Source organism: Polynucleobacter rarus (assembly GCF_003072505.1).
Classification (GTDB): domain Bacteria; phylum Pseudomonadota; class Gammaproteobacteria; order Burkholderiales; family Burkholderiaceae; genus Polynucleobacter; species Polynucleobacter rarus.
On the sequence record NZ_NTGB01000001.1, the window covers coordinates 379073 to 401682 of the forward strand.

Below are 22610 nucleotides of genomic sequence, written 5' to 3' on the forward strand. Positions count from 1 at the left end.
ATCCTCTCAGTAGATTAAAGGTTTTTAAGTCAGTTTGATTGAAAACTATCCAAATTAATATCAAAATACCCTGCAAATTTCCCTGTTAGTAGGATACTTTGCTGAGACAAGATGGGCTATGACTGCACCCACCGCCAGTATATTAATTTAACTACTTATTAATCAATAAGTTACTTAACTTATGTATTTCATACCCCTATTTCAACCCATGTTTGAGCTGATTTGTATTAATTAATTTAATATAGATCAAATGAGTTCTGACAGATTTCTCTTCCTCGACTTTGATGGTGTTTTACACCCAACTACCCATGGTTCGTCATTGTTCTCAAAAGTTTATTTACTAGAGGAAGTCTTTTCGAAGCATCAATGTAATATCGTTATTTCATCAAGTTGGCGATTTCATGTAGATCTTGCAGAGATTAAATTACGGCTCCCTGATGCAATTCAACCATACATTACTGGAGTTACTGGTGAAGCCTACATTGGTAAATACTCTAGATATCATGAGATTGTTGGTTATCTGTATGGTCGAGATAAACACCTCGCTGAATGGAGGGCTCTTGATGATTCATGGATAGAGTTTCCAGAGGGATGTAAGAACTTGATTCGATGTAATCCTAATACTGGTATCTCTGATCGGGAAGTTGAATTACTAATCGATTGGCTAAAGAAGTAGGGGTACGGTACCCCATACAATTTCGCCAAACTCTGACCCTACGGTACCCCCACCCCCTGAAATTGATGTCTTATGATCAGGTGGGCTTACATAGTATTTCACTCATTTGACGATCAAAATTTTTCAGGGGCAATGTCAGTAAAGGCTATTTGGGTGGATCGTCACTTGATGGAGAGTCGTTTTGATTAATTTCGAAGGGTGAGGTTGTGGTATTTGATTTGCTAGATCATGTGCATGTTCCTGCATCGTTTGGATCTGATTAGCTTAAATAAGTCTAAATTTGATAAAGATTTCCCTATAACCGCTTGGTTATGTATGAGACCTAAGAAATAAAGAATTATTATCAGAGGGGTCTTTATCCTAGCCTTAAAAAGATGATGAGATATGATTTTTTAAAGTAATAGGCGTTAAGTAAATTATTACTGTTAGCAAAGTTAAGATGTTTTCAATTTAATACTCTAATAGTGAAAAATAAACTGTTTAAAAAGAGGAAAACTATGACAGGATTTTTAAAGTTTTTTTCATCATTTAGGATCGATGGTACTGTTTATCCATTCAGACAATATGAAATTCCTAAAAGGGGAGACTCATATAATGATTTTTCCCAAATTTATCTAAGTATGGGGGAAGTTGGTAAAGACATGAGAAAAACTGCTGAAAAAGAATTATAAAACTATGGCAAGTAACCACACAAGAGCTCAAAAAAATAAAAGTGGTGATGTCCTAGTTCAATCAACAACTACAGATGCCCCCTAATACCAGTTGAGCAACTCGCAAAGTTAAAAGAAATAGCTCCAGATAGAGTCGATTGGATCTTTGAGCAAACTCAACTCGAATCTGAGTTTAGAAGAACAGAAACTAAAAGAATTCATACTTTTACCTTTGTTGAGAGAATATGCGGTTTGTTATTTGCTCTCCTTATCGCAATGTGTGGACTAGGATCCTCTGTTTATTGTGCAATTAATGGTTTTCAGGTAGTAGCATCAGTAATTGGTGGAGCTACTTTGGTAGGATTAGTGACTGCGTTTATAGTTGGTAAATCCAAAGTAAATTAATCTAATTTTTGTTTTGTTATGAGACTTCTTGAACTCGCAGTTTTAGATCAGTTTAGTGTAAGAGGTGGGTTTTTTAAAGCGAAAATATTCTATGAAAGATGCAGTCCTTAAATATATAAAAAACAAATTATCTCGCCAACGCTTCATCGCAGCAGCAGAGTCTTCATTTGCTCATTACAAAGAAACTGGACATTACATTACCTTGGAAGAGTTCAGCAAATCCGTTGATCGTATCCAAAAAAATCCTAGCATACCCGTTTTCGCACACAATAAATCGTATTTGAGCAATGATAACGATTCGTGATGAGTTTTCCCGATTGATGAAAGTTATCGGAGCTAATGTCCTTCACTAATGGATACACCTTTTTAAGGGATTATTATTCTTAGTAGCAGAAGCAAGATGCTTAATCGCCTTTACCTCGTGAAAAATCTTTGTTTGGTTTCTTCTATCAGTTCTGTAATACTCTTTTTTCCTGAAACGTAATCAGTAAGATTCTTTTCTAATTGCTTGGTTGGAATTACACCTTCAATGCGAGCGGAAGCTAAGGCATTTGAGACGTTGTATTGGCGAACTTGAGATTCACTGGAAGACTTAGTTAACATACTTGTATTTTAGTGGAATTTGAGTTGATTCTCTAGTTAAAAAATCTGATAAAGTTTAGATGCATTCTTCAAATCTTGAAGTTTAGTTAGTTGGATGAAGATGTAAAATCAATAAGCTTTAGGGAAAGATGGTGGAGTTTGTAAAATTCAAGGCAATGTTAATTCCCACTTTTTCCCTGTTCGAGAATAAGAGGTTTTAAACTGTCTTAGCTAATTAAAGAGGTTTCAGTAAGTTTGATTTAAAGTTAATCGAATTTTCATACAATTACCCTTCAAATTTCCTTGTTAGCAGTGGATGTTCCTGAGACAAAGTAGGTGTAGACTGCTCCCATCGCCAATAAGGCTTTCCAGAGAGCCGGAAGATATAGAACAATCGGCATGTTGCCGACAAAGGCGTGCCTTATCAATTCAAGGACGCGAATCAATTGTTGTCAGATTTTTTTACCGAGGTCGATTCGGTTTTGAAGGAGGTGAGGGAAAAATGAAGGTCATAAAAATTGGTATTGCTTCTCAGGAGAAAATCCGAGAGAGGGTTTTGGCTATTGCCAAAGGCGAGATTAAGCCAAAGGCATCAGACCCCAAAATATGGTTCACTTCAATGCGATCTTTATCCCAAGTCTTGAGCGATGAGAATCGCGCGCTCCTGGAAGTGATTCGAACTGCTCGACCAGCTTCTATCAGTGAGCTAGCGGAGATAACCGGGCGTAAGCAGGGTAATTTGTCTCGCACTCTGAAAACTATGTCCTGGTATGGGCTAGTGAAGATGGAAAAAAACGAACGCTCGGTACGTCCGATAGCTCATGCTGAGAGCTATCAAATCAATGCTTGAGCCTGATTTCCTTCAGATTGTCGAATAGTAAAGCACAAAAAATAGCGGATTAACTAAATACTTTAATCCGCTTCTCCCGCACTTCAACATCTAGTTACTTTTTAGGCAGGCTAAACGTCCACATCATGCCACTTAAAGGAATTTTTTCTCGTAATTCGGTTGGGGTGTTTGGCGCTCCACCCCCACGACCAGATAAGACTGTGACATATTGTCTACCTTTGTGCTCGTAGGTAATCGCGGGTGCATTAATTCCAGATCCAGTTTGGAATTCCCAAAGCTTTTTGCCATTTTCTGCGTCAAATGCAACAAATTCACCTGTTTGTTTTCCAGAAAAAAGTAAGCCACCATCCGTCACTAACATACCGCCCCATTGCATGTAATCCATCAATGGTATTTTCCATTTAGGCTTGGCCGTTAAAGGATCCAATGCCATATAAAAGCCATTGGGTTCATTCGGGTTTTGTGGTGGAACGCTAGTTTGAACACCTTGATAACGTTGACCCACTTTGTACTCGTCTAGCTTGGCGAATTTAAAGATACGTGGTTGATTGGCTCCGTTTAAATAGACTAGTCCAGTTTTCGGGTTAAATGCCATTGGTACCCAATTTTTACCACCTCTGGGGCCAGGCCAAAATTCTACCTCTTCACCGGCCTTAATGCGATCTAGTAAATCTGTTGGTACAGGTCGACCTGTTTTCAAATCAATATTTTTTGCCCAGTTTTGCTTAGCAAATTCATTGGCAGCTAACAACTCTCCTGTCACCCGATCGAGTACATACAGAAATGCATTTTTATCTGCATGGATCAACACCTTTCTTAACTTACCATTGACTTTAATGTCTGCAAGAATATTCTCATTGACTGCATCGAAATCAAAAGGGTCTCCAGGAGTGAATTGATAGTGCCAAACAATTTCACCGGTGCCTGGACGAACTGCAATGACTGAAGCAATATATAAGTTATCCCCAGGACGATCGATAGGATTCCAAGCCCCGCCATTTCCTGTTCCCCAATAAGTTAAATCTGTTTCAGGGTCATAAGAACCTGTGATCCATGGAGTTGCTCCACCACGCTTATAAGCATCGCTTCCTTGAGGCCAAGTTTCTGAACCTTTTTCTCCAGGGGCAGGAGTCGTATATCGACGCCATAAATGTTGTCCCGTTTGAGGATCCCATCCATCTAAAAATCCTCTTACACCAAATTCAGCACCAGAGGTTCCTGAAATCAAAACACCGTTGGCAATTAGTGGGGCTGCAATTCCTGAAAAACCGTCTTGCCATTCAGCAAATTTTTTCTTCCAAAGTACTTTCCCAGTTTTTAAATCCATGGCTTTGACATGTGCATCAATCGTCATTCTAAAGAGTTTGCCATCATAAATCGCAGCACCCTTATTCGAAACTCCACAACAAACTACTCTCAATGCAGCAGGATCAAAATCTTCTTGAGTTCTCCATACTTGACGACCTGTTTCAATGTCCACCGCCATTGTCCATTTCGCATTTGTCACGTATAAAACGCCGTCATAAACCAAGGGCTGAGATTGCTCCCCTGATAAATTTTCCATACTATAAGCCCAGGTTGGACTTAAGGTTTTTATGTTTTTTCGGTCAATTTGTTTTAAATCGCTATACCGTTGCTGAGAATATCCCATCCCATAGGTAGTAATTTGATTTTTTTTAGGGCTAAGTAACTCTTCCTTCGTTTGTGCTTGCAGGCTTTGCAAAAACATCAAGGAAAAGCACAGAGGAAGTATTGCAAGGCAACTAACAATTAAGTTAGTTATTTTTTTTAATAGAATCATTTTGTCTCCTACTTTTATAATTTAGTTTGTACTTCATTATGAGCGGACACAAGTATTAACTACACCAGTTTTTTTTAAGAACTTTTTTAATAAAGGTAATACCAATGTCCTGTCTTGATTCTATCCTAGGTCTACCTGATATTTCCAGCGAATAGTTAAAACGCGGTCAAATTGTTGATGTTTGGTGTAAACCTAAAGACAGTGCAGTCTGTCTTTATTGTAAAAGTGACTCCGTTCGCATGAATGACCCCAACTAATTATTGGTACCACTCCGAAAGAGGTAAATTTTCTTTGACATCCTCCCCTCTCTATGGGAAGGGGATTCCTACCACGCTTAAGCTAATAGAGCATCGAAAGTCATCTCGGTGGGTTCTTGCTTCATCGACCGATCTTCTAGAAATAAAGGATGTGCAAAGATAGTCCAACCTGAAATAAAAAGCGGTGTTCGTTGAGAAGAAATGATTAAACCTCATCATCTGGTCGTGATGCATCTAAGTCAAGCTTTACGGTACCAACCAAGGTCTGTAAGCGATTGACCCAGGTTCCGTCCAATGCTTGAATGCGCTCGGGGTGTGTGGCGATATCATTCGATAAAAAACTTAAGAATTGATCTAGAGCTGGATCATCAGTCTCAGTTTTTTGCCCCCGGCTGAGGAGCACATCTCCGTTATCCAAAATGGAGTAGTGCAACTTATCGTGCTTACCTAACTTTAAGGCCTGACGAACAGACTTGGGCACGGTAGTTTGGTAGCGGTCAGTCAGGGTAGATTCGGTTTCTAGTATTGCAATGTTTTTCATTGAATTAGTGCTGGCTTGATAAGTTTTTAGATTTGAGGGAGAAATATGAATATTCGATAGAGTATAAATTGCCCCTTTTCCCCTGTTTTAGAAAATTGGGTTTTGAACCTCATTTACTGATTACAGTAGTTTAAGGTATTGTTTTAAATAAAGAATGTCATGCAGAAGGTACGCCAATAGTGGGGCTTTTGGCTTTTTAAGATTCTGGCTCTTCACCATAATCTGGGGATGGCCATTTATCAAACACTATGAATTGCTCCACATCAACCGCACAATACTTAACATCGGTACTATAAGGTAAAGAGAAATAATCTCATCCTTTTTGGTTTGCTTACCCATTTATTTAATGGTTAGGGTTTGCGTTTCAATTAAGCTGGGTAATGCCATATCAATATGCTTTAGCTTGGATAAATTGAATACTCTAACTAGGCACATCTTAGTTATTTTGCTAAAGTAAAGTTGATCGGTCATACATTCTTGAATCTTTAATATTAAAAGAACGGAGTTGTCCAATGAAAAGAGCTTTAATCACATTAACATTACTAGGATTGACCGCCATCGCAAGCGCTCAAAACAATAGTTATTACTACAACCAAAATGGCCAAAGCGAAGGCCGTTCTGCGCAGAATGGCAACACAACCAACTTCTACAATCAGAATGGCCAAAGTCAGGGTCGAGCTGAAGAAAATGGTGGCTCAACGAATTTTTACAACCAAAATGGTCAAAGTCAGGGTAGGGCTGTGCAGAATGGCAATACTACTAATTTTTACAACCAGAATGGACAAAGCGAAGGCCGCGCTGAACAAAACGGTAATACGACCAATTTTTATAACCAGAATGGGCAAAGTACCGGCAGAGCGGTACAAAACGGTAATACGATCAATTATTACAACCAAAATGGTCAAAACACAGGACGGAAAACGATTCAGTAATGTTGACCGTGTTAATTGACTGTTCCCCCTATTTTGGTATTGGCGAAATCGATGTTAGTGAAAAACTGTCCATCTTATAGAGTCAACTCTAGTAATATGTAATTTAACGTAGATTTTTTTTAAACAAATATTCAGGAGAAAAAACCGGAATTTTTTGATGCCTACGTCCTAATACTGAGACCTAAGCCCATCAAATAGCTATAACCTATGATCTGGTTTTTTTCCACGCATTTTCTCCTTAAAGTTCTTTAATTGAAAGATTTTTAATGTCGTCAAAACTAACCAAATTTGCCTGTGTATTACTATGCGCTTTGATAGCTCCTTGGTCTCAGGCGCAAGACGCCGGCCCATACCCCAATCGCCCAATTAAACTCATTGTGACAGTACCGCCCGGGGGAGCTGCTGATTTCATTGCTAGACTACTCGCATCAAAGTTATCGACTTCAATGGGGCAAACCGTTATCGTGGAAAACAAAGCGGGCGCGAGCGGTGTCGTAGCTAGCGATTTCGTTGCCAAGTCAGCTCCCGATGGTTATACCTTGTTACAAAGCTCAATTACTACCCACGGCATTGGTCCCCATTTAATGACCAAGTTGCCTTACGATCCCATCACATCGTTTACTCCCATCACCATGTTGGCGAGCCTACCTCTGATCATGACGATTAACGCCGATATAAAAGCACAAACCTTACCTGAGTTTGTCACTCTTGCTAAGCAGTCGCCAAGTAAAATGGCTTTTGCCTCGTCGGGTAATGGTGGGGCACCGCATATGGCTGGGGAGTTGTTTACTGCAGCGACCTCAACCGCCTTGATTCACGCACCCTATCGTGGCAGTGGTCCCGCTGTGGCTGACCTTGTCGGTGGACAGGTACAAGTCATGTTTGATGGCGCACCGTCCTTGATTCCGTACATCACAACCGGAAAAATCCGAGCCCTTGCTGCAGCCAGCCCACGCCGTAATCCACTATTACCGAACACGCCAACATTTGCTGAGTTAGGTTATCCTTCTGTTAATGTCGCACTTTGGTACGGCTTGATGGCGCCGGCTGGAACACCACCCGATATCATTGCCCGTTTAAACCGCGAAGTAAACCAGGCACTGAAATCGAGCGAGATTCAAGAGCGCTTTGCGTCACAGGGAACAGAGGCTTTAGGCGGAACACCTGAGCAAGCAGCAAGTTATGTGCGGCAAGAACTTGACCGCTGGGGCCCAGTAGTTAAAAAAGCCGGTATCGTTCCAAACTGAGAATGAGTATCAGCATCCTACCCCTTCAGTTACAAACCCTTGCATGAAGCTGTTGGATACTTCTTCACCAACGCATGTGCTAGCCCAGTGGGTGGTAGATTCGCAGTGGACTGAGATTGACGAATCCACACAAAAGGCGGTTGCCTCATCATGGATGAATTGGCTCGCCTGCGCGCTCGGTGGTGCAAACAGTCACGAATCAGACCGACTAATCCGAGCTCTCGCACCTTTTGGTCAAGGTGATGCACAACTGATTGGCCGTTCTGAAAAGCTCGACCCGGCAAATGCTGCTTTGATACACGCTTTTAATTCAAACATCCTTGACTTCGATGATACCCATTGGCCGACAGGTATTCATCCTGCAGGTACAGTTGCATCGGCTTTGGTGGCTTGGTCTAGTCAGACAATCGTGAGTGGCACAGATTTTTTGCACGCTTTTTTATTGGGGATGGAAGTGGAGTGCCGCATCGGTCTGGCAGTCTCACCTGGTCACTATGAGCGGGGCTGGCATATCACTGCTACTTGCGGTGTCTTTGGAGCGGCGATTGCTGTAGGTCGTCTCATGGGACTCTCGCCGGAGCAAATGGCTTGGGCAATAGGTCATGCCGCCACACAGTCAGGTGGCTTGGTTGCTAGTCTGGGTAGTATGGCGAAGAGTTTAAATATTGCCCACGCAGCGCGCAATGGCTTAATGGCTGCCCAACTTGCAAGGCATAACATCACTGCCAACGACCGCGTGCTGGAAGCTCGTTTCGGTTTTAATGAGGTCATGGGCACGCGAGCTTTGGATGAAAGCCTTTGCGCAGGACTTGGACAAAACTGGATTGCATCACAAAATACTTTCAAGCCTTATCCATGTGGCTTCTTATTGCATCCAACACTAGAAGCTTGCCTAACCAAATCTGATGCCCAAATTTTTGCTTTGGATGAGATTGAACGAATCACGGTGACGGTTCATCCACTATCGCAGCTTCGCGCTGATCGGATTCATCCGGTTGATGGGCTTGAAGCTAAACTAAGCCTTCAGCATGCAGTTGCCATTGCCCTCTTGAGGGGCGAGGCAGGTGTACGTTACTTCACGGATAACGCTGCGAATGATTTAGTCGTGCGCGCCTGCCGTGAAAAAATGAGAGTCATCGCAGATGAACGCCTCAATACCGATGAGGCGAAGGTTGTTATTCATTTGCAAAGCGGGGATGTGATCACTCGCGCGAGTAGCGGGGCACAACCACCCATGAGCCCAAAGGCATTGGAGCATAAGTTTCGCGAGCTCGTTGCTTTTGGTGCACCCCATTGCAATGCAGATGAACTACTTGAGACTTTAGCAACCTTTCCACAAATGGCTAATGTCGCTGATCTGATTGCTATGACCGTACCGCAATCTTGATTGGTATACGTTTAAATCTCTCAACTCGATATTTCGTAAGAAAAAGTACATATTTGTTTAAAAATATTGAAATATATTGAAATTTGTATGAAAAAGTTAGTCAATAGACTTATTTGTAAGAAAAAGTGTAATTGCGTATGAAAAAGTATGAGAAAATAACTATTCGTATGAAAAAGTAGGGGTTTTGGTAAATATGAGCGAAATAGGCTATTCAAAAGTAAAAAGTCAGCTTAATCTGAGTGCTATTGATCCCAGAATACCAGCACGCCTTGCCTCGGTAACTACTGTAACACCCACTCCGAGCGCATTATTGATCCCAGCAAAGGTTGCTCCCAAAGATCAAAGCCCATTAAGCCACCTTTTGTTTGCACTAAAGCATGAGGGGATTCATCTTCAGTTGCTATCGCAGGCCCTTAGAAAAATCCCGGAACAGGAAATGTTAGCCGCAATTAGTGAATCGCCAACAGGTGTTTACATTCGTACAGCTTGTTTTTTGTGGGAAACCTTTAATCAGCAAGAGTTAAAGAATGCGCCCGCAATTACAGGATCAATGGTTAATTTATTCGACCCTAAAAAATATATTACGGGGCCAAGCAAACGCAATGCTAAATGGCGGGTTAATTTCAATGGTCTCGGCTCAATGGATTACTGCGTCACTGTGGAACGAACTGAACACATTAATAGTCTCCTTGAATTGAATATCTTGCAAAAGGCAAATGAATTTCTGTCAGAACTTGGTCCAACAGCATCCGATAGAGCAATGTCTTGGGCTTATTTGAGCGAGACCAAAAGCTCTTTTGAGATTGAGCGAGAAACACCAAGTGCAACGAGAGCAGAGGCATTTGTAGAATTACTTAAAAAAGCACATCTGACCACTCAATTGGATGAGGAGTACTTAGTTGGATTACAAAATACTGCTATTACTAACCCGCTAGACAGGGCAGTATTTTACCGGCATGAGCAAAACTGGTTAAGTAGTCCCTTACGGGGTGCAGCTGGAGTAACGTATATACCTCCGCCACCGGAAATCGTTAATGAGTTGATGAAGGGCCTATTAGATTTTGCTAATGTTGCACCAAAGCAGATAGACCCATTGGTTGCAGCTGCGATTGTGTCATTCGGGTTTGTTTTCATTCACCCATTTATGGATGGTAATGGACGCTTATCTCGCTTTCTATTTCATCATGCTTTGTGTCAATCAGGCTCATTAAAGAATGGCTTACTATTGCCTGTATCCATGGCGATGCAGCGCAACGAAGATTCTTACCTAGCTGCTCTAAAAAGCTTTTCCGAACCTGCTCGTAAGCGTTGGGAAGTTATTTGGATTGATGGTGATGACTATCAAATGACATTCAAGTCTGATGATTCCTTGTATCGCTATTGGAATGCCACCACTTGTGTTGAATTTGGTCTAGAAATGGCAAAGCAGGCATTAGAAAAAGACTTAAGAGAAGAGACTGAGTTCTTGGCAAAGTACGACCTCATCTATAGTGCTATCAATAATCAGTACGATATACGTGGCAAAGATCTTAATACGTTAATTTTGGCATGCATGGATCAAGACGGAAAGCTATCAATTAACCGTCGTAAGAAATTTGCAGCAACAGTTCCAGAAGGAGTATTTAATGCGATTGAAGCTGAATACTTAAAGGTGGTGGGCTCATTTTAAAAATCTAATGAGGGAAGATTTTTATTATTTTTCAAATCTTACTTCTCACTATTGCATCCAATATTCCTGAAATCTTGAGCCAATCTTCAATTCACTTTGTATCGCCTACTTTGAGCTAATGAAGATAGTTTATTTGAGGTGCCAGTTGCATTTCAAGAAATGATGTCTTGGTACAAGTCCACATAAGAGCGAACCATTTTTTCAGCTGTGAAATGGTTTTTGTAACGCGTTGCAGCTCTAACTCCCATCGTGGTAGATTCTTGTGGATGCTCCCAAAGATAGCGCATAGCATGTCTCAATGCGACTGAGTCACTAGGAGGGATAACCAAACCCGTATCATTAGCAATATTGATGTATGTAGTGCCCGTGCCAATTTCGCTAGAAATCATAGGCTTGCCATACATGGCACCTTCAAGTAGTGCAATTCCGAACGCCTCAGATCGTAAGTGGGACGGAAAGAGGACGCCAAAACAAAGTGTTAAAAGTGCAACTTTGTCCTCGTCAGGTAAGAACCCTAGAAAATGAATATGTTTTAAACCCAATACTTTGGCCTGGATCTTCAACTCGTTCTCAGTCGGACCAGCACCGACAATGACAATGGGGTAATCCAGTCCTTGGGCAGCTTCCAGCAAAATGTGGAGTCCCTTGTAGTATCGCAGTACCCCCACAAACAGAAAAAATTTCTCGCCTACTTCTTGGCGCCAATAGTTTAGTTTTTCTAGCGTCGGTTTTGGGTAGGTGGTTTTGTCTAAGCCAATTGGAATTACACTTACCTTATTCGCATACTCTTTTAATACCTTGCTGGATTCAACGTAGTTGGAAGATGTCGCGACGATCTTATCAACACTAGCCAAAAACTGCCTCTGTAAGGGTTGGTATAGCTTCAATAATCGGTTTTGCCGGACGATGTCTGAGTGGTAGGTCACTAAAGTTGGCTTTTTGACTCTAGTGGCAAAGTGCACCAGATCCATAAATGGCCAAGGATAGTGGTAGTGGATAACATCTGCTTGCTTTGCTAGTTGCTTAAAGCGGTCAAATACGGCGTAAGAAAAACCGTTGGAGGCAATCTCAAAATTGAGCTTGACGCGGTGTGCCAGGTAACCGTCTATTTCGATTGTGGCCGGGCACGGGTTGGAAGTGAGCGACAATACGTCGGTTTGCACGCCCAAAAGTTGGGAGCCACGGGCAATCTGATTGATTGCCTGTTCAATCCCCCCGATGGAGTCAGGGAAAGAGGTTTTGAAAAAATGGAGCACGCGCATAGTTCTGTTTTTCCTCGGCGTCAGGACAGCACTGTCCGATACACGCCCATCGTCTTGTCCACACAGTGAGCCCAGGTCAACGAGGCGGCGCGTTCGACAGCTTTCTGTGCCAGTCCGGTTCGCCATTCCTCATCTTCAGCCATGCGCACCATGGCATTGGCAAGCGCTAGATCGTTATGAGCCTCAACTAACACTCCAGTATTACCTACGACTTCGGGCAGAGAAGAAGAATTTGTGCAAATCACAGGTGTGGCGCAGGCCATGGCTTCGAGGGGTGGTAAACCAAACCCCTCATAGATTGACGGATACACCAATGTCAGCGCACCAGCCATCAAAACCGCCAATTCAGCGCGGTCTAAGTAACCTAGTTGGCGTACCTGCCCATTGCGTATCAATGGTGCGATTTGTTGTTCTAGTGCGCTAGTATGCCATCCTTTCATACCAATCAGAACCAGTGGGTTTCGTTTTTGAATGGTAGTTGGTAATTGCAGGAATGCCTTGAGTGCTAGGGCAAGGTTTTTGCGTGGCTCGAGCGTGCCTACTGCTAAAAAATAGTGCCCATGCTGAAGATGGTGACGGCTCAACACAGCAAGCGTCTGAGATGGCGTTAAGGGTTTAAACAGGGTATCCACTCCCAGTGCAATTGGTGTAATGAGGTCAGGAGCAACTCCGAATACATCGATAAGTTCCTGCTTCACAAAGGCTGAATCTGTAATCAGGGCCTTCGCATGCCGTAGACCGGTTTCAAAATAGCGATTCATCGCTTTGACGCGCTCAATTGGGTGGGCCTCAGGGTGGCGAATCCACGACAAATCATGCACTGTAATGACGGTGGGGCCGTCAAACCCAAGTGCCAATATATTTGGCTCGTGGTACACATCAAATGGCTTAAGTTTAGTTCCCCTGCGAAACTGCGTGTTCTGAAGCCAACGCCGCAGTTCGTAGGAGTAGGGCACATGGCGTCGCAACCATGGTAACGAGGCTGCGAAGGTGCTGGTCGGTGAACTGCGAAGCTGCTTACTCCAAAAGGCACCGTAAAAAAAGTCAAGTTCCAGATTTTGTTGTGCCATCAGCCCCATAGCTAGGTGGTAACTGTACTGACCGATGCCAGTCAGCGGACTCAGCAATGCCGTTGCGTTAAATGCTATTTGCATGCTGCAACACCTCGATCACGCGTTTTGTACTCTGTTCCCAGGTGAGCCATGGCATCGACTGGGACATGGGGTGCTGATTACCTTCTTTTAATATTAACCAAGCTTGAATTGCTTTTACTAGGTCTTCTGGATCAAAACCATCGAAATAGAAAGCGTACTCGCCGGCTACTTCCCGAAATACTTGGAGATCCCGCGCGATGATAGGCAGTCCTTGTTGCGCTGCCTCGATCAAGGGCAACCCAAATCCTTCGCCTGCTGAGGCAGCAATGAGGCAGGCACTGTGGCTGTAGAGCTTTGCCAAGTACTCATCACTAACATCTTTCAGCCACATTAGTCTCTTGCCTAGTTCCGGATGCATTTGGATCAGACGCACGATCTGCGGAATGGTCTGGCGCTGGTCATTGGGTAATCCGGTCCAGCCTTCATGCCCGACAATCACTAGATTGATATTTACTCCAGACTGCCACAATTGGCTAAAGGCTTCAATAGTTTGCAGATAGCCTTTGCGAGGTTCTATTGTGCCTACCATCAGAAAACTAGGCGTAGCCTGAAGTGCCTGCAGAATTTGGGGTGCATTCTGCGCCAAACCACTGGTGGGGATCGAGTTCACGAGATCGGCACCTAGATGAAACCAGTTAATACCTAAGGGTCGCTCTCGCTGCGGTCCCACCGTGGCCATCCAGTTCTGCAAATCTTGGGCGACCGCTTGGGAAATACAAATTGCGCTATCTGCCTTCGCGGTCAGGGTGTTCAGCCATTCGGAAAAACCAAATTCACCTGGTGGAAAACAATGTGGCATTTGAATCGGCAGCAGGTCGTAGACAAAAAAGTGCAGACCTACGCCACGCTCTTTGAAATCTGAAAAGATACCAGCCTGATTAGCTTGAACTGCTAACCCATACGTAAAGTCAGCAATCAGCAGGAGATCCCCATCGATCGTCTCGATAGGATCATCTGGTAGCCAGCCGCCATTAACGCCTAAAGCCTGTGAAGTCCATTCACGTGCATAGCGGTAGTGCCAGATACCGGTATCGCAGTTTAGGTACACCGGTTCGACGCGGTATCCTGCGGGTGGTTTCTGGATCAACGACCACACTAGCGCACGCACGACACGTTGAATACCTGTTTTTAGGTCGTTTTTACAGGTGGCCGAAACATCAATGAGTAGTTGGCGACTTGGGTGAGTTGGTGTGAGTTGACGAGATAAAGTTTGAGCCATTTGAATGAATTGGGCTTCTGTTGGCGAAGTTCCAACGATGGGCAACAAGGCCTTCGTGATGTTCTGGAATTGCTGATTAGTCGCTGTGTAATACCGTTCAATCGCTTGTCTATATTGATTTGCGCAGACATCGGGCGCATGTGATGTAGTTATCCATTCACGTCCTAATTGCCCCATGGTGTGTCGCAGGTGTTGATCACGCCATAAAGCTTCAATCCCTTGGGTAAGTTCTGTATCGTCAAAATCATCGGTCAGTAAATACACTGCGTCGTTGGGTAACTCGGCCAAGGAGCCATATGCATTTGCGATGGTGGGGATTCCATAATTCATACAGTCAAGAACAGCTGCCGAAGTTTCTCCCCGTGAATTTTTTCGAAGTTGTACGGCAAGATCAGCTGCTTGGAGGTATTGGCGATAGCGGGTAGGGTCGGTCCAGCCAGAGATTTGAATGCGGTGTTGCAAGCCACTTGCCTGCACCGCCTGTTTCAGTTGTTCCCCATACTCCGTGACCGGCATCTCACCGACAAAGACTAAGTGACAGGTTTCATCAACTGCTAAGACTGAATCGAGCCATGCTTGTAGCAGGCGATGGTTTAATTTGGTAGGACCCATCATCCCAAAGCTGCAGACCATAAAATCATTTGGTTGAAGCCCTAATACTTGACGAGCCGCGTTACGGTCTATTTTGCTATTCGGCACACGCAGTAAAGGAATAACTGTCCAAGGTTCTGCTAACTGCTGGCCATACCAATGATTGGCAAGTTGTTTTGAATAATTGGAATGAACAATCACTCCTTGCGCAAGTTGTAGGACTTCAAAATTCGCTGGATATTGTTCAGAAATTTTAGCGAACAAATGCGGGATTGAGCGACTAGCTAATGCAAGATAGCCATGTGATTTGTACAAGGCACGCTGACAAGCGAAACTATCTATAGCATAAGCCTCAAGGTAGTTGAGAACATCGCCAAGGTAAAAATCGTGTAGCACGACAATCCCGGGAACCTTGGTCAGCAGGTGAAACATGTGTTGGTGGTAGCTAGAGTTACCAAAGTGATATAAAACTCGGTCGTAGAGATCGGAGTTGTCTAGAAGCCACTTTGCATTTCTGATTTTACAGTTGTTAGTGATCCATTCATCTGAGATGTTGGGCTGTTCAATGATGACTTCAATATCGTAGAACTCAGCTAGTACAGGAAGTAATTCTGCACTATAGTCGGCAATGCCACTGCGTGCAGGAGGTAAGGGCGAGATGTAAGCTAAACGAGGTTTTCGGTCTGAACTGCTGATGGCTAAATGACTTGAGGTACTCTGAAGACGTTTCCACTTACTCCATAAAGCGTTATAGAACATGCGAATACGGGGCGCTAAATGAGCTAGATTCAAGGGAATCCTCTCCTGTCCAGGGCGTGCGATGGGAGTATTACTTAAGAGCAATTTAAGGCTTGAGCTTATGCCTGGAAATCGACTGATTACCTGCCGAGCAATATTTTTTAGCCGAGGGCGAGAAGTGACATACCGCGCCGTTTTTGTCGTCCAATTTGCTAATAAGTCTTGTAGTCGAATCGATTTCAATCCTTGAAGAATGTTGGATAGTACTCGCAATGGAATGGTAACGCGCCACGAGGTGCTGTTGAGAAGCAACTGAACTCGGGTTTCGAGGTAGGCTAAATGATCCTGCATTGCTTTCAATTGAAGTTCTGCCTGATCAGCTCGTAAATTGGCCGTTGTAGCCAATCTGATAGCTTCGCCAGTACGCTCTTCGGCTTGGGTTGAGTCCTTTAGAGCTTGATCCGCCGGTATTGAGATCGTTTGTGCCCAAATGTTCCCTTCCGTATGTGGTGCTTTCACAAAATGGTCAAAAAAGTTGGGCGGATACTTAAAAGCAGCTATGAGCTCTTGATGTTCTGCAGCCACATAAAAGCGGTTAAGACCATCGGCATAAACAAACTGATAATTTGTATCGAGTAGCAAGTGTTCCCATTGTGAATGAACCTCAGTTGTTGTATTGGGACTGGTCGCTTCTAGGAGCAAGATCCAAGGACGAAAGCGCTGCAGGTCTAAACCTTCGAGAACCGATCTTTCAGCCCCCTCAACATCAATTTTCAAAAAATGAACTTCTAAACGAACGTGTTCTAACCACAACTGATTCAAAGTGGTCTGACGAACCTGGGTGTAACGCCCCAGATGTCCATTGGTTTCATGGTGGGCAATTACTTCGTCGTCAGCAGTTGCCCAACCGCGCACGTCACATTCCCAAAACTGTATCTCTCCTTCGAAACTACCAACCGCGCACTGCAAATTGATATCTCGCGACCTAACTTTTTGTAATGCTTGCCAATGAGAGTTCAGTGGTTCAATATTGATACCACTCCAACCTTGTTCATAAAATAATTGTGTGACTGAGTCGATCACTGGATCATTGGCACCAACATCTATGTAGAAACCGTTTTTAACGTGCTTGAGTGAACGCCAAAGCATGACATCCTCAAAATTTTGAGCGTAGGAAATAATCATTCGAAGTTTCCCGTCTGCGTCTTCTGGCGTAAATGGTCGACTACATCGGGCATTCCCAAAGTGTCAAATAACAAAATATCTAAAGCTGATTCCTTTGAAGACCTTGGAGCAGTGTTCAAAACATCCTGTTTGACATAGTGCGCGTTGGCCCAATAAATTTGTCCCCCATACACAGTGTGTTTGACCACCTGAAGATCATCATAACAAATATGGTTTTCACCTAGAGGTCTGTTTGGATTCCCCTCGGGAGAGTAATGCACCTGATTACTGAGTTTCCAAAGCATAAAACCTTGATTTCTGAGAAAAATATCTATCTCTGAAAAAATCGGTTGACCCAAATAAATTGGGTTGAATTCAACCTCTACTTCTAGGCATCGCACAGTTTTAAGCATATCTACCGCGCCCTTGAGAATCTCTAATTCAGAGCCCTGTGTATCGAGCTTGAGGTAATCAACGATTGCCACTTGGTTTTTTTCCGCCCAAATATCTAGGGTTGTCGTTTCAACTTCCGTGGTCGACATTTGGCGCGCACAGGCTAAGGCTGGGTAGTTTTCTGTGAGGTTCGGGTCAGGTTGTAACAAAGAACTGCAAGCAGGATCCTGAGTAATGAAAAGGGTCCGTGTTCCTGCAGTTTGGGCCAATGCCAATGGGTTTAAAAGGATTGAAGCATCTTCATAATATTTGTTCAGGCGCTCACATTCTTCTGGGTCTGGATCAAAACCAAAGATTTGGAATAGATCCTTAGCCGCTATGAATTTCTGCGCAAACCCCCATCGACAACCTACATCGATTACCACCAGTTTGCGGCTTAGGGGCGCATACTGTTTGGTGATTGCCAATGAGTTATCAAGCTCTTGGCCTGCTAATATGGGATATGATTTTTTGATGTTGAATGTCAGTTCGTTCCAGCTGCAACCGACAAAATCGTACTTATCTTTGTTGACCACCTCGAACACCAAGGCCCCATCCACCCATTGGTAATTTTTTTCAATATGGGAGTTGTTACGAACCAATGACGTGTGAATCGAATAGCTTCCAACTCCAAGGTTTGCGGCAAACTCAACTTCATAAGTATAGTAGGCGCCAAATTCAGGATGCTGCAGGACTTGACTAGTGTAGTAGGTGTTCGTGCCAAACATCATTTGTCCCAGACGATCCTTGATGCCAAATCCCAGCACTAGACTGTCTATAGTTGCGTTCACCTTGACGAGAATCCGGGCACGAACAGCTTGTCCAACAAAGACGATGTCGAGGGGTTGGCCTGCCAAATCACAGAGTTCAATTTCTTCAATGCTTGCTTCGCCTGTGCCTGAGACGGTCTTGACTTGGCCATTATTGGGTGTGCTTTGGCGCAGTGACTGCTCTTGGTGCTCCGACAGCATCCCATTGTAATAATCCATCACGGCCGCGGGTGCTCCTTCCATGACTATACGACCAGCCTTTAATAGCAGAGCCCGGTCACAGATGGATTGGATGGCCTGCTTGTCGTGGCTGACTATCAACAGCGTGGTACCCTGCTTTTGAAATTCACGAATACGCTCAAAACTTTTGTGTTGAAAGTACGCGTCGCCAACCGATAAGGCCTCGTCCACAATGAGCACATCAGGGCGTCGCGCTGTCGCCAAGCTGAAAGCTAGGCGCATTTGCATGCCACTACTATAGGTTCGAACTGGCTGATCCAAATACTCGCTAATTTCTGCAAAAGCCTGAATCTGAGGCATCAGTTCGGAAAGATCCTGCATGCTGTAACCGAGCAATTGGCCAGCCATCATGACATTTTGGCGACCTGTGAAGTCAGGGTGAAAACCGAGTCCTAATTCCAGCAAAGCAGCTACGCGTCCAGTGATATGAACATGCCCAGCCGTAGGTCTTGTGGTGCCGGTGATGATTTTCAGTAGCGTACTTTTACCCGCACCATTAAGACCAACAATCCCCAATGCTTCTCCCGGATTCACGTTAAAAGTTATGTCTTGTAATATCCATTTCAATTGATGTCTTGGGGATCTCGACGGCAGCAACCAATCAGCAAGACGAGCAAGGCGGCTAGGGTATTGTTTGTAAGCTTTAGCAACCTGAGAAACTGAAATCATTCCCATTACAGTTCATCCACCAAGTCGGATGCGTGTCGGCGAAATAATCGCATGCCTTGCACACACAGCAACAATGCCAGAATAGTAGGATAAATTAATGTTATCCACTGGGGCCATTGCCCAAGCACTAAGATGTCTTGAAAGCCTGCCATGAGGGGTGCTAGTGGATTCAGCATCACGATCTTTCCGATCAGGGCTGGTAACACGTTTACAGGGTAAACAATCGGAGTGAGCCAAAACCAGAATTGTAAGAAGATTGCAAAAAATTGACCTACGTCGCGAAAAAAAACATTCAGAACGCCCAAGGTCACACCTAGACCAATCGCGAAGAAAATCAAGATGGCTAATAAAGGCACTAGAGCTAAAAAAGGCCAACCAGGAAAGTGACCACTCAGAATTAAAAAAGCAGTAAATAGAGTAAAAATGATGGAAAAATTTACTACGGCATTGAGGACCACGATGGTAGGTAGACAAAACCTTGGGAAATTGATTTTTTTTAAAAGGTTGGCATTTTCCACAAAGCTGTTTTGACCGCGGGTGACGATTTCATTAAACAGACCCCAGGTCAAAATTCCTGCGCAAAGGTAGATACTATAAGCAAAGGTCGTGTCGACACCAGGCAACTTGGCGCGCATCACTTGCGAGAAAATAAGGGTATAGACTAGAATCATCGCTAAAGGGTTGAGCACAGCCCACGATGGACCGAGTAAAGTGCTTTGGTATTTGTGCTGAAATTCGCGCTTGACGCTACTTAAAATAAAGCCCCGGTAGGACCACAGTGATGCTAGTCTTGTCATAGTTTAGTGAGTAAGGGAATAGGACAGGAGTTGATACCGCGACTGGAAAACCAGTAGCAAGATTCGGCGACAAGGTCTAACTCCCAGTTGTCAAATGAGGAGGTCGTTGCTGGCAACGTGTACACCAATTTTAGGACAAGTTCGTCTCCCGGAATAAGAGATGAAGTTAATAAATGACGTTCTCTACATTCCAAAAACTTAGGATTGCTAGGGGTTCCATGTCTTAATGCCAAGGTGATGTGACCAATTTCTTGCGTTCGATGACTGAGTAGTGTTTCACCACTATTCTTGAGGCGAATTTGGAGAATTGCTATCTTCTGTTCAGCGTCAATGCCCCCTGAAAGCAACTGCAACTGCACATCGGTTTTGCGATTCAGAGCGGTGCAGGGTGGATATCTCACTTCTCCTTGGCCCGGCTTACGGGCAGTCACATTATTGGAACCATTCAAGGGTTGTAAAACAAAGTTTTGCAGAGGCTGGGTAAGCTGACTTTGAGAGAAAAATCCGTTGACTGAGGTGTATCTTTGTACTTCAGTGAATCCAGTTTGAGTCAGGAGTAGATCGAGGTATTCGGTGGAAAATGGATTTTCTACGGTACCAAACCGAGCCATTTCATCGAGGCACATCTGCTCCAAAGCCTTAAAATCAGGATGCCAGGCGCCTTCCACAATCCCTACGCAACCATCTTGCTTTAAAAAACGAAAGCACTTCTCGAGGGCAAGCTTTTCATCCACGACGTGGTGAAGTACATCAAAAAACAAGATGGCATCGAAGCTCTCTTGGTCGAAATCAATATCTTCAATGGTGGTCTGATGGAATCTCACGCTGGAATGGGCGGTGTGTCGATAGTGGGTGGCAAGTGCCGTACAGCGCTCTTTGGCGATGTCAATCAAATCGCTAGATGGTTCCAAGGAGTCGACCGAGAAACCCAGCATGAGCAGGATTTCAGTAACCCAACCTGGACCGCTACCGACCTCAAGAATTCGACCTCGAGGAGTAATTTGCATGGCCTGCAACATATTCATTAGATCAAACATCAGCCGGAAGTACTGCGGATTGCCTGGAGTAGGGTCAAAGGGTTTATAGTGGAGCCAGCTAACGTCACCCGCTTCTAATTGAGAAACATAGGCTTGTGCAGCTGCAATCGCTTGCTGATAGGCAACAGGCTTATCCGACAAAAAGCGCCGATGAGGGGACCCAGTCATCGTGGGGACTTTCGAGCGAACTACAGATAATCGTGACTTCGCTAATTTGAGCAAGCTTTTGAGCAGGTTCAATGTCATCGACAGTCTCCATATCCACGATTTATAAGCCTATAGTCGACCCTGTAACAATTGCTCTCAATTTTACACGTAGAGTGTCGCAGATCTTGCTCAATTAATGGTTCAGACTGAAGAGGCATTGGACTCAGCTTTTAATTGTGCACGCACCATTTCTTTCACCACATCATCCACTTCCAGCGTGTGGTGCCAACCAAGCACCTGATGAGCTCGTTTTGGATTAGCGTAGCTCTGGCGGATATCTGAGGGACGAAAGTGTTGCGGGTTACTGTTTACATACATTCGCCAGTCTAGGTCTAATTCCGTGAATACCTGTTCAATAAAATAGCTGAGGGATACGGTCCGTCCCGTTGCCACCACGTAGTCTCCACCATGATCTTGCTGGGTCATTGCCCACATGGCTTCTACGTAATTAGGTGCCCAGCCCCAGTCTCGGCAAATGTTAATGTCACCAAGAGTCAGCATCTCGTTCGAACCACGGGCGATTCGACAAGCAGTTGCGACAATTTTTTGGGTAACAAATCTCTCGGGTCGCATTGGCGACTCATGGTTGAACAGGATGCCATTACTAGCGTGTAGTTTGTAGGCTTCCCGATAATTCGCTACCTCCCAAAAGGCAGTAGCTTTGGCAACTGCGTAGGGGCTTCGGGGCTTAAAGGCGGTATTTTCATCGGCGAGTTGATTACCAGTATCGCCAAAGCATTCGCTTGAACCTGCGCTATAGAAGCGGATTGATGGCTTTAAAAAACGGATGGCTTCAAGTAAATTCAAGGTGCCAATAGCAATGCTTTCCATGGTTTCAACAGGTTGATCAAAGGACAGACCAACCGAGCTTTGACCGGCTAGGTTATAGACCTCGTCAGGGTTTACTTCTGCCAGCACTGTGAGAACACTACGAAAGTCGTTGATTGCCATCGAGCGTAATATCACTTGGTCGGCAATGTTCAGCAGATGTAAGCCACGGTTTGACATCAGATGGATGTCCCGGGATGTGCCATACACCTCATAGCCTTTTCCGAGCAAAAACTTTGCGAGGTAACCACCATCTTGTCCACCTATTCCGCAAATCAATGCTCTCATGGAAATACTTCCTGATAGACACTATTATTTACCAAGGTCGATAGTGATAGTAATTGGACTGCGGTTATAAAATTTCCAGTTGCGCAATCCAATACATACTTTTCGGTACAAGACGGTAGTATTTGAGTGTGTGATCTCAAGTAATCATCATCTTCCTTGGTCTTAAAAACTTCGACTTCGATTGCGCTAGTGGACATGGATGGTGCCAAGTAGTAAT

At 44.1% G+C, this 22610-nt stretch carries 19 protein-coding genes; 8 read left to right on the forward strand and 11 right to left on the reverse strand.

Annotated elements, in window-relative coordinates; genetic code table 11:
* The first annotated feature begins 250 nt into the window (after positions 1 to 250).
* The 3 genes from AOC35_RS01710 to AOC35_RS15485 all read left to right on the forward strand — a co-directional run bounded on the left by AOC35_RS01710 (position 251) and on the right by AOC35_RS15485 (position 1731).
* The gene (locus AOC35_RS01710) at positions 251 to 676 is read left to right on the forward strand and encodes an HAD domain-containing protein (protein WP_108645479.1); all 426 of its coding nucleotides are present in this window, start codon (positions 251 to 253) and stop codon (positions 674 to 676) included.
* 497 nt (positions 677 to 1173) lie between these two features.
* Complete coding sequence (locus tag AOC35_RS15480) at positions 1174 to 1347, forward strand: hypothetical protein (RefSeq protein WP_159077433.1); 174 nt, start codon at positions 1174 to 1176, stop codon at positions 1345 to 1347.
* Positions 1348 to 1578: 231 nt separating this feature from the next.
* Positions 1579 to 1731, forward strand: coding sequence for a hypothetical protein (locus AOC35_RS15485; RefSeq protein WP_159077434.1), 153 nt, complete (start codon positions 1579 to 1581; stop codon positions 1729 to 1731).
* 414 nt (positions 1732 to 2145) lie between these two features.
* Here the strand turns inward: AOC35_RS15485 and AOC35_RS01715 are convergent, their stop codons facing one another.
* Positions 2146 to 2334, reverse strand: coding sequence for an antitoxin VbhA family protein (locus AOC35_RS01715; RefSeq protein ID WP_108645480.1), 189 nt, complete (start codon positions 2332 to 2334; stop codon positions 2146 to 2148).
* Between the two features lie 272 nt (positions 2335 to 2606).
* A complete protein-coding gene (locus AOC35_RS15490; protein ID WP_159077435.1) occupies positions 2607 to 2759 on the reverse strand; it encodes a hypothetical protein in 153 nt (50 codons plus the stop codon).
* A 56-nt stretch (positions 2760 to 2815) separates the two neighbouring features.
* On the opposite strand from AOC35_RS15490, the gene AOC35_RS01720 reads away from it, so the two are divergent.
* Positions 2816 to 3163, forward strand: a complete 348-nt coding sequence (locus AOC35_RS01720; protein WP_108645481.1) for an HVO_A0114 family putative DNA-binding protein — start codon at positions 2816 to 2818, stop codon at positions 3161 to 3163.
* Positions 3164 to 3257: 94 nt separating this feature from the next.
* Here AOC35_RS01720 and AOC35_RS01725 read toward each other — a convergent pair whose 3' ends face one another.
* Positions 3258 to 4964, reverse strand: coding sequence for a PQQ-dependent dehydrogenase, methanol/ethanol family (locus AOC35_RS01725; protein WP_108645482.1), 1707 nt, complete (start codon positions 4962 to 4964; stop codon positions 3258 to 3260).
* 462 nt (positions 4965 to 5426) lie between these two features.
* Positions 5427 to 5762, reverse strand: coding sequence for a type II toxin-antitoxin system PrlF family antitoxin (locus AOC35_RS01730; protein ID WP_108645483.1), 336 nt, complete (start codon positions 5760 to 5762; stop codon positions 5427 to 5429).
* A gap of 512 nt (positions 5763 to 6274) precedes the next feature.
* On the opposite strand from AOC35_RS01730, the gene AOC35_RS01735 reads away from it, so the two are divergent.
* The 4 genes from AOC35_RS01735 to AOC35_RS01750 all read left to right on the forward strand — a co-directional run bounded on the left by AOC35_RS01735 (position 6275) and on the right by AOC35_RS01750 (position 10997).
* Entirely contained in the window at positions 6275 to 6694 is a 420-nt protein-coding gene (locus AOC35_RS01735; protein WP_108645484.1) for a hypothetical protein, read from the forward strand.
* 266 nt (positions 6695 to 6960) lie between these two features.
* On the forward strand, positions 6961 to 7941 hold the full coding sequence (locus tag AOC35_RS01740) for a Bug family tripartite tricarboxylate transporter substrate binding protein (protein WP_108645485.1): 981 nt from the start codon (positions 6961 to 6963) through the stop codon (positions 7939 to 7941).
* Positions 7942 to 7984: 43 nt separating this feature from the next.
* Positions 7985 to 9328 (forward strand): MmgE/PrpD family protein, encoded by a 1344-nt coding sequence (locus AOC35_RS01745; protein WP_108645486.1) that lies wholly within the window; start codon positions 7985 to 7987, stop codon positions 9326 to 9328.
* A 193-nt stretch (positions 9329 to 9521) separates the two neighbouring features.
* The gene (locus AOC35_RS01750; protein WP_108645487.1) at positions 9522 to 10997 is read left to right on the forward strand and encodes a Fic family protein; all 1476 of its coding nucleotides are present in this window, start codon (positions 9522 to 9524) and stop codon (positions 10995 to 10997) included.
* A 152-nt stretch (positions 10998 to 11149) separates the two neighbouring features.
* On the opposite strand, the gene AOC35_RS01755 is transcribed toward AOC35_RS01750, so the two are convergent.
* The 7 genes from AOC35_RS01755 to AOC35_RS01785 form a co-directional block, all read right to left on the reverse strand.
* On the reverse strand, positions 11150 to 12385 hold the full coding sequence (locus AOC35_RS01755; protein ID WP_342749892.1) for a glycosyltransferase family 4 protein: 1236 nt from the start codon (positions 12383 to 12385) through the stop codon (positions 11150 to 11152).
* On the reverse strand, positions 12280 to 13413 hold the full coding sequence (locus AOC35_RS01760; RefSeq protein WP_108645489.1) for a glycosyltransferase family 4 protein: 1134 nt from the start codon (positions 13411 to 13413) through the stop codon (positions 12280 to 12282). The genes AOC35_RS01755 and AOC35_RS01760 overlap by 106 nt, the downstream gene beginning before the upstream one ends.
* Positions 13397 to 17146 carry an FkbM family methyltransferase gene (locus tag AOC35_RS01765; RefSeq protein ID WP_108645490.1) on the reverse strand — a complete coding sequence of 1250 codons (3750 nt, stop codon included), beginning with the start codon at positions 17144 to 17146 and terminating at the stop codon, positions 13397 to 13399. The genes AOC35_RS01760 and AOC35_RS01765 overlap by 17 nt, the downstream gene beginning before the upstream one ends.
* On the reverse strand, positions 17143 to 19242 hold the full coding sequence (locus AOC35_RS15865) for an FkbM family methyltransferase (protein ID WP_108645491.1): 2100 nt from the start codon (positions 19240 to 19242) through the stop codon (positions 17143 to 17145). The genes AOC35_RS01765 and AOC35_RS15865 overlap by 4 nt, the downstream gene beginning before the upstream one ends.
* Positions 19242 to 20033 (reverse strand): ABC transporter permease, encoded by a 792-nt coding sequence (locus AOC35_RS01775; protein ID WP_108645492.1) that lies wholly within the window; start codon positions 20031 to 20033, stop codon positions 19242 to 19244. Before AOC35_RS01775 ends, AOC35_RS15865 begins: the two co-directional genes overlap by 1 nt.
* Positions 20030 to 21316 (reverse strand): methyltransferase domain-containing protein, encoded by a 1287-nt coding sequence (locus AOC35_RS01780; protein WP_108645493.1) that lies wholly within the window; start codon positions 21314 to 21316, stop codon positions 20030 to 20032. The genes AOC35_RS01775 and AOC35_RS01780 overlap by 4 nt, the downstream gene beginning before the upstream one ends.
* Positions 21317 to 21418: 102 nt before the next feature.
* Positions 21419 to 22393: a GDP-mannose 4,6-dehydratase gene (locus AOC35_RS01785; protein WP_108645494.1), complete on the reverse strand. Its 975-nt coding sequence runs from the start codon at positions 22391 to 22393 to the stop codon at positions 21419 to 21421.
* Positions 22394 to 22610: the final 217 nt, after the last annotated feature.